The sequence below is a fragment of the Micromonospora sp. NPDC048986 genome, from assembly GCF_040649335.1.
Classification (GTDB): domain Bacteria; phylum Actinomycetota; class Actinomycetes; order Mycobacteriales; family Micromonosporaceae; genus Micromonospora; species Micromonospora alfalfae.
In genome coordinates this window covers 167,376-181,374 of sequence record NZ_JBEZFJ010000004.1, presented here as the reverse complement: position 1 = coordinate 181,374, position 13,999 = coordinate 167,376, and the positions used below count along the sequence as shown (strand labels likewise).

Annotated in this window: 12 protein-coding genes; 6 read left to right on the top strand and 6 right to left on the bottom strand. The window is 70.6% G+C overall.

Annotated elements, in window-relative coordinates:
• Window positions 1-6: 6 nt before the first annotated feature.
• A complete protein-coding gene (locus tag AB0B94_RS11120; protein ID WP_357271569.1) occupies window positions 7-393 on the bottom strand; it encodes a DUF2267 domain-containing protein in 387 nt (128 codons plus the stop codon).
• Between the two features lie 398 nt (window positions 394-791).
• On the opposite strand from AB0B94_RS11120, the gene AB0B94_RS11115 reads away from it, so the two are divergent.
• Window positions 792-1,811 carry an LD-carboxypeptidase gene (locus AB0B94_RS11115; protein WP_357271566.1) on the top strand — a complete coding sequence of 340 codons (1,020 nt, stop codon included), beginning with the start codon at window positions 792-794 and terminating at the stop codon, window positions 1,809-1,811.
• Window positions 1,812-1,814: 3 nt separating this feature from the next.
• Here the strand turns inward: AB0B94_RS11115 and AB0B94_RS11110 are convergent, their stop codons facing one another.
• The 3 genes from AB0B94_RS11110 to AB0B94_RS11100 all read right to left on the bottom strand — a co-directional run bounded on the left by AB0B94_RS11110 (window position 1,815) and on the right by AB0B94_RS11100 (window position 5,106).
• Entirely contained in the window at window positions 1,815-2,390 is a 576-nt protein-coding gene (locus tag AB0B94_RS11110) for a GNAT family protein (RefSeq protein WP_357271563.1), read from the bottom strand.
• 563 nt (window positions 2,391-2,953) lie between these two features.
• Window positions 2,954-4,126, bottom strand: coding sequence for a zinc-dependent alcohol dehydrogenase (locus tag AB0B94_RS11105; RefSeq protein ID WP_357271560.1), 1,173 nt, complete (start codon window positions 4,124-4,126; stop codon window positions 2,954-2,956).
• Window positions 4,127-4,155: 29 nt separating this feature from the next.
• Window positions 4,156-5,106, bottom strand: a complete 951-nt coding sequence (locus AB0B94_RS11100) for an SRPBCC family protein (protein ID WP_357271557.1) — start codon at window positions 5,104-5,106, stop codon at window positions 4,156-4,158.
• A 315-nt stretch (window positions 5,107-5,421) separates the two neighbouring features.
• Between AB0B94_RS11100 and AB0B94_RS11095 the strand changes: the two genes are divergently transcribed.
• Entirely contained in the window at window positions 5,422-5,856 is a 435-nt protein-coding gene (locus AB0B94_RS11095) for an NUDIX domain-containing protein (RefSeq protein ID WP_357271554.1), read from the top strand.
• A 13-nt stretch (window positions 5,857-5,869) separates the two neighbouring features.
• A complete protein-coding gene (locus AB0B94_RS11090) occupies window positions 5,870-6,469 on the top strand; it encodes a GTP cyclohydrolase I (RefSeq protein ID WP_357271551.1) in 600 nt (199 codons plus the stop codon).
• Window positions 6,470-6,481: 12 nt separating this feature from the next.
• On the opposite strand, the gene AB0B94_RS11085 is transcribed toward AB0B94_RS11090, so the two are convergent.
• Both AB0B94_RS11085 and AB0B94_RS11080 read right to left on the bottom strand, forming a co-directional pair.
• On the bottom strand, window positions 6,482-9,973 hold the full coding sequence (locus tag AB0B94_RS11085; protein WP_357271548.1) for an NB-ARC domain-containing protein: 3,492 nt from the start codon (window positions 9,971-9,973) through the stop codon (window positions 6,482-6,484).
• Between the two features lie 9 nt (window positions 9,974-9,982).
• Window positions 9,983-11,053, bottom strand: coding sequence for a carbohydrate kinase family protein (locus AB0B94_RS11080; RefSeq protein ID WP_357271545.1), 1,071 nt, complete (start codon window positions 11,051-11,053; stop codon window positions 9,983-9,985).
• Between the two features lie 160 nt (window positions 11,054-11,213).
• On the opposite strand from AB0B94_RS11080, the gene AB0B94_RS11075 reads away from it, so the two are divergent.
• The 3 genes from AB0B94_RS11075 to AB0B94_RS11065 all read left to right on the top strand — a co-directional run bounded on the left by AB0B94_RS11075 (window position 11,214) and on the right by AB0B94_RS11065 (window position 13,998).
• Window positions 11,214-12,224, top strand: a complete 1,011-nt coding sequence (locus AB0B94_RS11075; protein ID WP_357271542.1) for a carboxypeptidase-like regulatory domain-containing protein — start codon at window positions 11,214-11,216, stop codon at window positions 12,222-12,224.
• Window positions 12,225-12,296: 72 nt separating this feature from the next.
• A complete protein-coding gene (locus tag AB0B94_RS11070) occupies window positions 12,297-12,803 on the top strand; it encodes a sigma-70 family RNA polymerase sigma factor (protein ID WP_357271539.1) in 507 nt (168 codons plus the stop codon).
• Window positions 12,790-13,998: a hypothetical protein gene (locus AB0B94_RS11065; RefSeq protein ID WP_357271522.1), complete on the top strand. Its 1,209-nt coding sequence runs from the start codon at window positions 12,790-12,792 to the stop codon at window positions 13,996-13,998. Before AB0B94_RS11070 ends, AB0B94_RS11065 begins: the two co-directional genes overlap by 14 nt.
• Window position 13,999 lies beyond the last annotated feature (1 nt).

Below are 13,999 nucleotides of genomic sequence, written 5' to 3'. Positions count from 1 at the left end.
GGGGGCTCAGCCTCGCGGGGTGGGAACACCGAAGAGATCGGTGATGCCGCCGGGAAGCTGGGCCAGCAGGTCGTGTCGCTCGTCGTCGTCCAGCGCCTCGGCGACGGTACGCAACACCGCCTGGGCGTGTTGACGCACCTGGTCCGCGTTCGCGACCTGTTCGCGGTCCCCGACGTTCTTCAGGAACTCGCCGACGTCCCACCGGCGGCCCTGCGGGTTGCGGGTGACCGATCCGTTCAGCCGCTCCGGTAGCTGTGCCGCCAGGTTGTCCGCCTCCTGTCCGGCGAGCCGTTCACCGAGCACCGACAGGACGGCCTGTATGGACCGCACAGCCTCGTTCTCACCGAGGCCCGCGCGCTGTCGTACCGTGGCGATCATCTGCTCGTACTCCATGCCCCGCTCCTTCGGTCTCGTCGGCATGCCGTCAGGCCTGCCTGCGGACGAACGGGGCGAGTTCCCCGGCTCCCTGGCGACAAACGGGGTCACGCGCGGATCCGGACTCCCCGCCATCGGCGGGCGGGGCCGCACAAAACATGCCAGTCACGTCACTCGGGTTGCCGGCTGAGTCGGGTCGGGCCGTGCCGGAGGCTCGCCCGCTGACACAGGGGCACCGCACGTTCGTGCGGGCGGACGCCGTCCCTTGTGGACCCCCATGGCGATCGAAGCCCGTCGTAGGCTGTGGCAGCTCGCACACATCGTCTGATCACGATGAGGGGACGCCGATGGCCACTTCTGGAACAGATTCAGCCGCGATCCAGGAGCCCGCGCGGGTGCCCCTGTCCCGTCGACACATGCTGCGGATGGGAGCGGCGGCGGCCGGTGGCGCGGTGCTCGTCGGCTCGGCGGAGGCAACGTCCGCGCAGGCCGCGCCGGCTGCCGCGAAGCGCGTTCTGCGGGCGCCGGCGCTGGCACCCGGTGACCGGGTCCGGGTGGTCTCGCCCGGCAGCACGCCCGACCCCACGAACATGGCTCGTGGCATCGAGATCCTGCGGAGCTGGGGCCTGGAGGTCGAGCTGGGCAGGCACGTCTTCACCAGGTACGGCTATCTGGCCGGCACTGACGCGCAGCGGCTGGCCGACCTGAACGCCGCCCTCACCGACCCCGGCGTCCGGGCCGTCTTCGCCGCCCGCGGTGGTTACGGCACGCAGCGGATCGTCGACCAGATCGACGTGTCCGTTCTGCGCAGGGACCCCCGGGTGGTCGTCGGTTTCAGCGACATCACCAGCATCCACGGCAAGATCTGGCGCGAGACGGGTCTGGTCACCTTCTACGGCCCCATGGTCAACTGGAGCGACGACCGGACCGGCCCCGACTCGGCCGAGGCGCTGCGCACCGCGGTGATGTCCACAGCACCGGTCACGATCTCCCGGGACCCGGCCGAGACAGCCGCTTCCGTGGTGGTGCCGGGGCGGGCATCGGGGCCTCTGCTCGGCGGTTGCCTGACGCTGATCTCCACCTCGCTCGGCGCAGAGGACTCCCCGAAGTTCGACGGCGCGATCCTCTTCTTCGAGGACGTGGACGAGGCCCCGTACAGCATCGACAGCATGTTGACCGAGCTGCGCCGGGTGGGCGTGCTGCGCAGGGTCGCCGGTGTGGTCATCGGCCAGATCACCAACAGTGTCGGTGAGCCGGGCGAGTGGGATGCGGCATCGGTGCTGAAGGACCGCCTGTACGACCTGGGCGTGCCGGTCCTGGGTGGGCTACGGCTGGGGCATGGCAACGGGCAGCTCACCGTTCCGTTGGGCTCGCGCGCCACGATCGACGCCGCGGCGGGGACCCTGACCGTGGAGCCGGGGGTACGCCCGCGCTAGCGCTCAGGCCTGTGGCGTCGGGTCCCAGGGTGACGGGTCGTCGCGCAGCCGGCTGTACAGGTAGCCGTCGCGCCACTGGCCAGCCCGAAACTCGCTGGCCCGCACGACGCCCTCAAGCTGGAAACCGGCCTTTTCCAGCGCCCGTTGCTCGGCGACATTTTCCGGGTGCGTACCGGCCTGGATGCGCTGGGCAGGACTGTGGTGGAAGAGGTAGTCGCAGAGCAACGCCTGGGCGCGCCAGCCGATGCCCCTCCCCCGCCACTGCGGCAGCAGGGCGATGCCGATCTCCCAGTACGACGCCCGGCCGGCGTAACGCCCAGCGGTGTAGCTGACGAAGCCGGCGGCGGCCTGTTTCTGCTCGACCTCCACGACGAGTCGTCCGTCGTCCTCGCCGAGGTAGCCGTCGACGGCGAACCGCCGCGCCGGGGCCCCGGCGTCCCGGAAGCCGGCCCAGTCCAAACCGATCAGGCCCGGCTCTGTGCAGAACTGCCGGAACATCGCCAGGTCGGGCTCGGCAACCGGCCGTAGCCGGACAGTGAGGTCGACCGCGACAGCCACCGATATACCGCCACTCTCCATGGCGCCACGCTAGCTTGCGCAGAGCCGAGGATGGGTTCGGCGCCGTGTGCACGCAGAGCGACCGGCGTTGGTAGCCGAGGCTCTAGTCGGCTCCTTTGGAGTTGAATCGTTGACGACATCACCCCCTGCCCCACGCCACCCCACCCCACGCCAGCCCAGCCCAGCCCAGCCCAGCCCACCCCAGGCCCAGCCCAGCCCAGCCCAGCCCAGCCCGGCCCAGCCCAGCCCGGCTCACCCAGCCCACCCCGGCCCAGCCCACCCCAGGCCCAGCCCAGGCCCAGCCCAGGCCCAGAGCAGCCCGGCCCAGCCCAGCCCAGGCCCAGCCCAGGCCCAGCCCAGGCCCAGCCCAGCCCAGCCCAGGCCCAGCCCGGCCCAGCCCAGCTCGGCCACCCCAGCCCGGCCCACCCCAGCCCAGCCCGGCCCTGCCCAGCCGCCGGACTCTCTGGCGGAGGCAGCCAAACCAGCCGGGCTGAATCGTTTGCGACATCAGCTCCAAAGGCAGCGCGCGAAGAACTTCTCCGCCGGCAGACCCAGCCGCCAGTCAAACCTTGACCAGCCGCCAGTCAAACCTTGAGCAGCACCTTCGTACAGTCGTCCTGCTTCTTCTGGAAGATCTTGTAGCCCTTCGGCGCGTCCCGCAGCGGCATCCGGTGGCTGACGATGAAGCTCGGGTCGATCTCGCCGCGCTGGATGCGCTCCAGTAGCGGCCGGGTGTAGCGCTGGACGTGGCACTGACCGGTCCGCATGACCAGCGAGCGGTTCATGAACGCGCCCATCGGGAACTTGTCGACGAAGCCGCCGTACGCGCCGACGACCGAGACCACTCCGCCGGAGCGGCAGGCGAGGATCGCCTGTCGCAGCGCGAACGGTCGTTCCGTCTCCACCCGCGCGGTCTGCTTGGCCCGGTCGTAGGCGTACATGGCGGCGTTGCCGTGGTGGCCCTCCAGGCCCACCGCGTCGATACACGCGTCGGGGCCCCGGCCGGCGGTCATCTCGTTGAGGGTGTCCAGCACGTCGGTTTCCTCGTAGTTGATCGTCTCGGCGTCGATGTGCTCCTCGGCCAGCCGCAGCCGGTACGGGAACCGGTCGATGACGATCACCCGCTCCGCGCCGAGCAGCCGGGCGCTGGCCGCGGCGAGCAGCCCGACCGGCCCGGCCCCCCAGACCGCGATCACCTGCCCGGGTTTGATGTCGCACATCTCGGCGCCCATGTAGCCGGTCGGGAACACGTCGGCCAGCATGACCGCCTGGTCGTCGCTGATCTCGTCGGGCACCTTGACCGGGCCGACGTCGGCGAACGGCACCCGGGCGTACTCGGCCTGGCCACCGGCGTAGCCGCCGAGCAGGTGCGAGTAGCCGAAGATTCCGGCCGGCGAGTGCCCCATGATCTTCTCGGCGATGCCGGCGTTTGGGTTGGAGTTCTCGCAGACCGAGTAGAGGCCACGCTGGCAGGACGAGCAGTGCCCGCAGGCGATCGGGAAGGGCACCACCACCCGGTCGCCGGGCGCGAGGTTGCGGACCTGCGGGCCCACCTCCACCACCTCGCCCATGAACTCGTGGCCGAGGATGTCGCCCTTGCGCATGGCGGGGATGTAGCCGTGGTACAGGTGCAGGTCGGAGCCGCAGATCGCCGTGGTGCTGATCCGGACGATCGCGTCCCGGGAGTTCATGATTTTCGGGTCGGGTACGTCGATGACCTTGACGCTGTCGGTGCCCATCCAGGCGGTGGCCTTCATTCTCGGTCCCTTTCGGAGAGCTCGGGCGGTCAGCGGCGGGACGCCGGCAGCGGCTGGGCGGGTCGCTGCATGGCCTGTTGGCGTACGGAGACGCCGTTGGGGCTGCCCTCGGAGCGGACGACCTCGCCGGTCTCCAGCACCTGCTTGAAGCGGCGCAGGTCGTCGCGGACCTGCTGCTCGGGTTCCTCGCCGAAGAGCTTCGCCACCGCTCGGCCGAGCGCGCCGGCCGGTGGCGCGTAGCGCAGCTCCACCCGCACCTCGGTCCCCCGGTCGCCGGGCGCGGGCACGAACCGGACCCGGCCGGCGTTGGGCACCCGGGTCCCCGGCAGCGACCGCCAGGTGATCGACTTGTTCGGCTGGTCGTCGATGATCTCGGCGTCCCACTCGACGCGGCGCCCGGCCGGGCCGCTGGCGATCCAGTGCGAACGGCGCAGGTCGTCGGCGCGGACGGACTCCAGGTGCGCCATGAACCGGGGCAGGTTCTCCATGTCCCGCCAGAACCGGTACGCCTCGGCGGGCGACCGGTTCACAGTCACCGCGATCTGCATCCTGATCACCCGGGCGCGGGCCCGTCCAGCCCGCCCGACGCGTACGGCGGCGAGCACGTCGACAGCGGCGATGCCGGCGATGGCGAGCGTGGTCAGCGCGACTCGGCGGCGGCGTTCACCGCTGCGGTCGGCCAGGGCCCGCCCGAGCATTGTGAGGTCCATGGCGTCGCCGGCCACCCGGCTCCAGGCCCAGCTGGCCGGACGACGGCCGCTGAGCAGGCCGGCGGCGCTGCCCAACTCCCGTAGGCCGATGGCCGGCAGCACGGACCGCGCGGCCGGGGAGTCGTCCACCCCGGTCAGTCGCGCGACGGGTCCGGGCGCGACCAGCGCGCCCACTCCCAGGGCCAGGCTCAGCAGGCCGAGCGCGCTCGGCAGCGTCGCCGGCACCGGCCGGTCCAGCTCCGGCAGGAGCACAGTGTCGACACGACTCATGTCCGGTCCCTTCCGGTGGGCGTCACACCGACGGCCCGCCGGCGGAGCGGCGGTGCCGTCACCGAGACGCTATGCCGTATCTGTGAGATGTGTGCATGGTTCGCGGCAGAATGTCCGCTGTTGGCACACTGTGCCGGAGTACGCGGCGCAGCGCCGTGAAGTGCGGGTATTTCTTTAGCCGCCGCCAGGACAGTAGGCTCAATCCGCATACCCGCCGCGATGCGCTCCGGAAATTCCTCGCATTTCTCCGAAGCGCCGGGATCAGCAGATCCGGGGCGCCGATCGGGTGGGCCAATCTGGACGACAGGAGGATTTATGAAGCCGGAAGACCGCCTGCGGGACCCGAACCTCGACGGCATTCAGAAGGTGGGTGCTGCCATCGTGCGCGACGGCAAGGTTCTGGTGGTCCGAAAGAAGGATCAGCCATCTGCGGAGTACTACATGCCGGGCGGCCGCATGGAAGAAGGCGAAACTCAGCGTGAGACTTTGTTCCGGGAGGTCCGCGAGGAACTCTGCGTTGACATCGATTACTTTGAGTACGTAGGCTCGTTCGAAGATCGGGCGGTGTTCGAAGGAACGCCGATCGTTATCCACGCCTATCTCGTGACAGTCGTCGGCGTGCCCACTGCGGCCAACGAGGTCAGGGAGTACGCGTGGATCGATCAGCATCACGAGCGGCAGGGTCTCGAGGTCAGCTCGATCATGGCGAAGCAGGTGATTCCTGCTCTGGTGAAGGCAGGCCGCCTGTAGTCAACATGCGGAGGTGGGAGTGGAGCACACTCGTCCCGGTGTCGATCGAGCCAAGCTCGAGCAGGCGCAACGGCTGATCGCGGAGGCCTTCGGTGAAGATTCACCGGAGGCTCTGGAATTCTCCGCCAGCCGTTTCGCGCGGTGGCAGGAGGCGGCGCTGTCCGCTCCGCGAACCGCATACGAGGCGGACAATGTCCGCCTTTTCGCCGCGCCGGAGACCAACCACGTCGGACTGGTGACGATCAAGGCCACCGCCTACTCCGCCTGCGAACATCACTACGCGCCGGCATGGCTCAAGGCAACGATCGGTTACGTTCCGGGCGACAACTTCGTCGGATACTCAAAGATCGTAAAAATGTTTCGGAATTTCGCCTGCCGCTACACCATGGATGAGCGCCTCTGCAATGACTTCCTCAATGAGTTCATCGCGCGTGTCTCGCCTCGCGGGGTGGGCCTTGTGCTGCGCGGCAAGCACTTCTGCGTGATCTCGCGCGGCGGGCTGGAGAGCGACTTTCCCACTGTTTCGGCGATGTGGGGCGCCGTCAGGGACGACGAGCAGATCAGAAGGGAGTTCTATCAGCACTGCTTCAGTTCCTGGGAGACAGGCTCCTGATCAGTGGCCCTTTCACGGGAGGTAACGCAGGACGTAGGTGCCCACCCCGCCCACGGCGCACAGCCGCGTGCCGTCCGGGTGCCACGCCACCCAGGAGAGGGGACCACCAACCCGCAGGGCGCACACGCACGTGCCGGTCTTCACCTCCCAGAGCCGGATGGTCTGATCGTTGCTCACCGTCGCCAGCAGTGAGCCGTCCGGCGAGAACGCACAGCGGTCCGCCCAACTCGTGTGACCGCTCAGCGAGGCGTACAGCGTGTGGTCGGCGGTCCGCCAGAGTCGGACCGTCCGGTCGCCGCTGACCGTCGCGAGGAGGCTGCCGTCGGGTGAGAAGGCACAGCTGTGAACGCCGCCGGTGTGACCCGTGATCGTCGCGGTGCGGCCGTCTCTCGGTCGCCACAGCCGCACCGCGCCCACTGCCGTCCCCGCCGCCATCCAGGAGCCGTCCGGCGAGAACGCGCAGCTACGGAAGCCGCTCGCGGCGTCGTCGAACCGTGCGAGCGGCTGGGCGTCCAGCACGGACCACAGCCGGACGGAACGGTCGGCGCTCGCCGTGGCCAGCAGGGTGCCGTCCGGCGAGAACATGCAACTACGAACCCAATCGGTGTGACCGGTGAGCGTTGCGTACTCGCTGCCTTCGCCGACGTTCCAGAGCCGCACGTCGCCCTTGCTTGTCGTCGCCAGCAGCCGACCGTCCGGCGAAAACGCGCAACTGATCGCTCGGCTGTCGTGACCGCGCAACACCCCGGTCCGGTGCCCGGTCTCGACGTCGCGCAGCAACACCGCGCCGCTGTAGTCCGTCGTCGCTACGATGCGGCCATCTGGCGAGAAGGCGCAGCTGTTCACCTTGCTCGGCCCGCCAGCCAGCACCCGCAGGGTTGTCCTGTCGCTCGTACGCCAGATCCGTGCGGTCTGGTCGTTGCTCGCCGTCGCGAGCATCGTGCCGTCCGGTGAGAACGCACACGCCCACACCGCGCCGGTGTGCCCGCCAAGGACCGTCGGCTCCGGGCCGACGGCTGGACGCCACACCTGGACCATCCCGTAACTGGTCCCGGCGACCTGGGCGTCGTCCGGGGAGAACGCGCAGCTGTCGATCTCGTCACCGCGCCCGTGCAGGACCCCGGCCTGCTGCCAGTCCGACGTACGCCACAGCCGGACGAGGCCGGTTGTAGCCGCCGCCAGGAGCCTCCCGTCGTGGGCGAACGCACAATCCCAGACTGGACCGCCCTGATGCGCCAGCACCGCGACAGTGGTTCCGGTGGCACTCCGCCAGACGCGCACGGTTCCGTCGTTGCTGGCGGAGGCCAGCAGACGTCCGTCCGGGCTGAAGGCGCAGTTGCGTACCTCGGCTGTGTGTCCGTGCAGCGTAGCCAGCGGCCGCCAGTCGGCGGCGCCCCAGAGCCGCACCGTCCCGTCGGCGCTCGTGCTCGCCAAGAGCGTGCCGTCCGGCGAGAAGGCGCAACTACGGACCCAGTCCGTGTGGCCGTAGAGCACCGCCACCGTCTCTCCGGTGGTCACGTTCCAGACTCGTACCGTCCGGTCCGTGCTGGCGGTGGCGAGCAGTGCGGAGTCCGGCGAGAACGCGCAGTCCCAGATCCCTCCCGCGTGTCCCAGGAGCACGTTCTGCTGACTTCCGTCGGCGACCCGCCAGATCCGGACGGTCCCGTCGTCGCTGACCGTCACCAGTAGGGATTGGTCGGAGGAGAAGACGCAGCCGGTGACCCCGCCGCTGTGGCCGGTCTGCGTCGACTGGTCCTCGACCGCGTCGGGCAGCGGCCATGCCGGCTCGAGTCGAGGGCGTGCCAGTCCGGCCCGATAAGGCTCCAGCAGTTCCTCGAGCCCGGCGACCTGGTGGAGTCTGCTGGCTAGCGTGGCGCCCAGCGCGGCTGGCGGCTCGATCGGTCCGAGCAGCGCCGCGGCGCGCCCCAGGTGCCGCTCCAGCAGCTTGGCGACAGGTTGGTCGGTCAGGTCAAGGTCCGCCTGGACGGCTGCCACCGAGCCGAAGCGGCGGGTCTTCTCCTCCACCCAGCGCAGGTCCGTGACGACCCGCAACAGATCGGCCGGCCGGCCGGCGCGATGCAGATGGTAGGGAAGGTAGCGCCAGAGGTAGCGCGCGTCGTCGGGCAGTAGCCACCACGGTGTCACCCCCTCCTCCGAATGCAGTTCGTGGGCGGCCGCGTCGACCAGGCGGCCGTGGGCCACCGACCACTCTCCCGCGCTGCGTCTGCTTTGCAGGAAGGCCCGCATGATGTCGTGCAGGACGAGGCGAGCCTCCGGCGCGTCGAGCCGGTAGTCCGCGACCAGCCCCAGCCCGACCAGGTCCTCGCAGAGCTGGTGGACCCGGTTGCCGTCCCACAGTGCCTCCAGCACGGACACGGGAATCTCGACGTCCTCCGGGAACATGCCGAGGTCGAGGTAGCGCTGCTGGTCCTCCGCGGTGAGCATCCGAAGGCTCGCGCCGACAGTCGCGCTCACCGCCTGGCTGCGGTCGGCGGATCGCGCCGGATCGAAGGTCGCCGGCCCGTCCCGAACAAGTTGGTCGATGATGTCACGCGCCGCATCGGGCGGCGACTGCTTGCGCCGCACACGTCGTCGCAGGACACCGTTGATGAGGTTCAGCAGTACCGGCCAACGCCCGGCGAGGGTGGCGAGGCGCTCGGCGAGATCGGTGGGCACGTTCGGCACACCGTGGACGACAAGGGTGCGGGCCTGCCGCAGAGACATCGCATCCACCACGATGCGGACTCCGCCCGCGGGCAGCAGGTCGGGTACGCGGGTGGTGACGAGGCGGGTGGTGCGGCGTCCACCGAACCGGAACGGCCGAAGCTGGGCGTCGTCCCACACGTCGTCGACGATCAGCAGAATCGGTGGCTGTTCGTCCAGTAGCCTGCCGAGTTCCGCACCGGCGGCTTCCGGGTCGGCCAGGGTCGACCGCTCGCCGGTCAGCGCGAAGATCAGGTCATTGACACGCACCGCCAGGTCGGCTCCCCCGACCTCCTGGCCGACGACCGTCCACAGCAGGCCGCCGGGGTAACGCTCGTTGATCTCTGGTCGATGGCACACCCAGGTGGCGAGCCTGGTCTTGCCGAACCCGCCGGCACCCTGCAACTCGGTCGTCAGGGCCACCTCGGTCGGTCTCGCCTCGGTCAGGGTGCGGAGCAGCTCGGTCCCCACGTCCGGTCGCTCGATCATGCGGTCGAGGGGTGGTGCCATCCATGGTCGGCGACGCGGAGGCACCGGCTCGTCATCTCGCAGCCGTCTGGTCTGACGTTGGCCAACGACCGTCAGGACGAGCCCAACCACCGTCGCTGGCAACGCCAGGATGTTCGCCCAGCCGGCGGCATCGGTGAGGTTGCCGTCGGTCAGCGCCCAGAACGGCAGCGCGACGCAGAGAACCGCCAGGGCGAACGCGATGGTGCTGGTTCCCAGTCGGGTCAGCCAGGACCGACCGGTGCGCGGGGTGGGTCGTCCCGTGGACGCTGCCCTGAACAGACCAAGCCGCACGCGGATCTCCTAGAACCTGCGCAGTGCCTGCGCGGCGGCGATCGTCGCCCGTTGGAGGGTCCGCGCAGGCAGATCGCCCGAGATGATTCCGGCGGCGAACATCCCACACGCCGCGTCGCCGGCGCCGGAGGTGTTGACGATCTCCTCGATCGGCAGGGAGATGGCTGGCACCTCGGTTCGATGCCCGTCCCAGGTGGCCACCATGCCGTCGGCGCCCCTGGTCACCAGCGCGTACGGGACGCTGGCCGCGACGCGGTCCAGCAGGCGGTGGATTCGATCATCGCCGGGGCCCAGGTCCGGGTACAGGGCTTCGTACTCCTGAATGTTGCCGCACAGGCCGACCAGACAGCCGTCGTCGATATAGCGGCGCACCTGCTGGGCCCGGTCGCCGCCGGTCAGGATGGTGTGGTTTCCCAACGACAGAAGAACGGCGTGGCGCTTCGAGGTGATCATCCGGTCGACGAACCGGCCGAATGGGTGCGGGCCAAGGTTGTAGACATCGGCCAGCACGAGCGTCGGAGCCAGCCCGCCCAGGTCGAAGTCGCCGAGTTCGTCGGCGACTCCGGGAAACATGGCCAGCGTGCGATCCACCTGGGCGTGACTGCTCAACACGAAGACCACCGGGTTGTCACCGACGACCGGGACGGCGTGGTGCGCGATCCCGATCGCCTCGATCGCGGTGCGGAAGAACTCCGACAACGGATCCCACGCGTCGCCCCGAACCCCCACCGTGGACACGAATGTGCGCCGCAGACCATCGCGGGGTGGGATCACCGAGAGCGCATTGGCTACCGTGGAGCCGGGTCGGATGACGACGTCAGAGGGCAGGTCCGTCTCGGTGTGCAGCAGGACGTGACTGGCGTCTGCGCCAACTATCACATCGAGAAGCGCCCGGGCGACGGCCGCGTCAATGCGGCGCCATTCGCCAGGTCTCCGTCCGATGAGGCTGAGGCAGTGCTGCCACGTCTCGGCAGGTAGCCTCGCCACGACGTCGACGATGCTCGGGGCCAGGCCGACGATGTGCTGACCTACCCCGACTCCTTCGGGCGGCGAGGACATTAGCGGATTGGCCGGCGGCATTGGCGGATCACCATCCGCTGAACTCTAGGCGCTGTGGCCCGGATGGCGAGAAACGGTCAGAGACCCGACAGTGGTTCCACCCAATGGCATTGACCGTTTTGGATCACTCGAACGCCGTTACCGTGGGCTCAACCCGCCGCGCCGCCGGAAGGACATCCCCATGAGCCGCGCTCTGCTGCGCCAGTTGACCGCCACCATCGCCGTCGTACTGCTCGTCGCGGAGGCCGCCGCGCCGGCTGCCGCGCGTACCCCCGGGTCGCCCGCGCCCGGCGGTGTCCGCACCGTGGTCCGCGACGCGACGACCGGCGCGCCGGTCCCCCGGGCCTGCGCCGCGCTCGTCCCGGTGGACGCCGCGGCGTTGGCGGCGGTCACCCTCGGCGAGGACCAGCTCGGACGGTACGGGGGTTGCGCCGACGAGCAGGGAGTCCTGGTGACCGGGGACGTCGCCCCGGGGAGGTACCGGCTGCTGGTGCGCCCCTACGACACGACGGCGCACGGGTGGCAGTGGGTGGGCCGGCACGGTGGCACCGGTGAGCGTGAGCGGGCCCGGGTGGTGCGGGTACGCGCCGGCGCGGTGACCGGCGTGCCGGACATCCGGCTCGACCCGCCCGGCACCGTTGTCGGAGTGGTGACCGACGCGGCGACTGGCGCCCCGGTTCCGCGCGCCCGGGTGATGGTGGTGCCGTACGTGCCGGATCCGAAGTACGGCGACCACGGCCCCACCACCGACGACGACGGCCGCTACACGATCACCGGCCTCGGCCCGTACCGCTGGCCCGTGCAGTTTGCCGCCGCCGGACTGGCCACGGTGTGGTCCGGTGGGGTGGGCAGTCGGCAGCAGGCGCGGCCGGTGCGGGTCCGCAGCCACCAGACGGTGACCCTGGATCAGGCGCTACCCGCCGGGACGCCGCTCAGCGGGGCGGTACGGGTCGACGAGCTGCTCACCTACGCCCAGGTGATCGCGTTCGACCCGGCCACCGGGGACCTGGCCGGCGTGGCGGACGTGGGCAGCGGCTACGCCCTGCGCCTGCTCCCCGGGCAGCGGGTGAAGCTGCGCTGCGACTGCGCGTACACCCCGCCGGTCTGGCACCGCGACGCCGCCGGCTTCGACGCCGCGACCCCGGTGCGGGTCGGGCGGGCACCGGTCGTGGTGGACTTCGACCTCGGCTGACCCGGATTCTGGTCGGCCACCGGAACCTTCTCCCCGGCCCGTTGGTGGGAATGGTGGAGAAGGGGGGTGGCGGTGTCCGACGGCGATCTGATCTCCGAGCTCTACGCCGGCTGTTTCCGACGCCTGGTGGTCCAGCTGTACGCGGTGACCGGCGACCTGACCGAGGCGCAGGAGGCGGTCCAGGAGGCGTTCACCCGCGCGCTGGTGTCGCCGGGGCGGTTCGCCGCGCTGGAGAACCCGGAGGCCTGGCTGCGTCGGGTCGCCGTGAACTGGGCCCGCAGCCGGTACCGCCGTCGTCGGATGCTGGACGGCCTGCTGCGCCGGATCGGCCCGCCGCCGGCCGTCGCCGACCACTCCCCGGAGCACCTCGCCCTGCTCGCCGCGCTGCGCGTGCTGCCCGAGGGGCAGCGACACGCGCTGGCCCTGCACTACCTCGTCGACCTGCCGGTGGACGAGGTCGCCGCCACGCTGGGCGTGTCGTCCGGGACGGTGAAGTCCCGGTTGTCACGGGGCAGGGCGGCCCTGGCGGCACTGCTCGCCGACACTACGGAAACCGGGAGGATCGATGTCCGGTCGTGAGTTTTCCGGATTCGACGTGGACACCGTCACCGAGGCCGTGTCACCGCCGCCCCTCGACGAGCTGCGCACCACCGCCCGGTCCCGTCGGCACCGGTCGGTCGCGATGGTGGCGACCGCGCTGGGCGTACTGGCCGCGCTGGCGGTCGTGCCGCTGGTGGTCGAGCCGGACCGGGCCGCGCCGGCCGACCCGCCGACGCCGTCAGGCGGGCAGTTCAGCCAGTTCACGCTGACCGGGCCCGACTCCGGGGTCGACGTGCGACAGGACGGCTGCGTCGTGCGCTTCTCGTACACCGGCGACGGTGGCCGCAGCTGGTCGGACTGGGACGCGGCGCGCTTCGAGGCCACCAGATGCGCGGCCGGCACCGCGGCCGCGACGCCGGGCAGCGGCACTGACTTCTCCGTCCTCGGTGAGCGGTCCTACCTGGTCACCGACTCGGGGCTGGCCCACCTCTCCACCGACTACGGCCGCACCTGGCGGGACGCGGGATCCGCGATCGTCGCCGTACCGGCGTTTCCGGCGACGGCCCGACCGGTCCTCTGCGGATTCGGCTGCGCCCCGGTGTCGGAGCCGCTGGCGGTGGACCCGTCGAGTGGAACGGTGTACCGCCTCACCGCCAGGGCCCCCACGCACCGTCCGCTGTTCAGCCTCTACCCGGCAGCGGACGGCAGCCTCTGGGCCACGTACCGGATGTCGAGCGCCCAGGGGTCAACCGTCGCGCGCAGCGCCGACCGAGGCGCGACGTGGACCACCTGGGAGGTGGGCGACGGCGGGGACGTGATCTCAGCCGTCGGGCTCGACGACCGGAACGGGTACGTGCTGACCGAACCGTCGACGGCGGGCGGCGGGATGCGGCTGCTGCGGACCACCAACGGCGCGAAGACCTGGACGGACACCGGCGCCGAACTGCCCGCGCAGGCGCACTACGACCTCACGGTGGGCTCGGACCGGTCCCTGCTGGCGATCACTTCCGGTGCGGGCACCGAACCCGACCGCCGGGCGCGGCTGCTGGTCAGCCGGGACGACGGGCGGCAGTTCGCTGTCGCCCGGGAGTACGGCCGGCTCGTCGGTGCGGTCAGTGTGGCGCCGGGCTACGCCTGGCTCTTCGGGCGGGACGACGGGTCGACGGGCGAGCCGGACCACGTCCTCGTCACCACTGACGCGACCACCTGGACGCGTTTCTCGCTCACACCCTGAA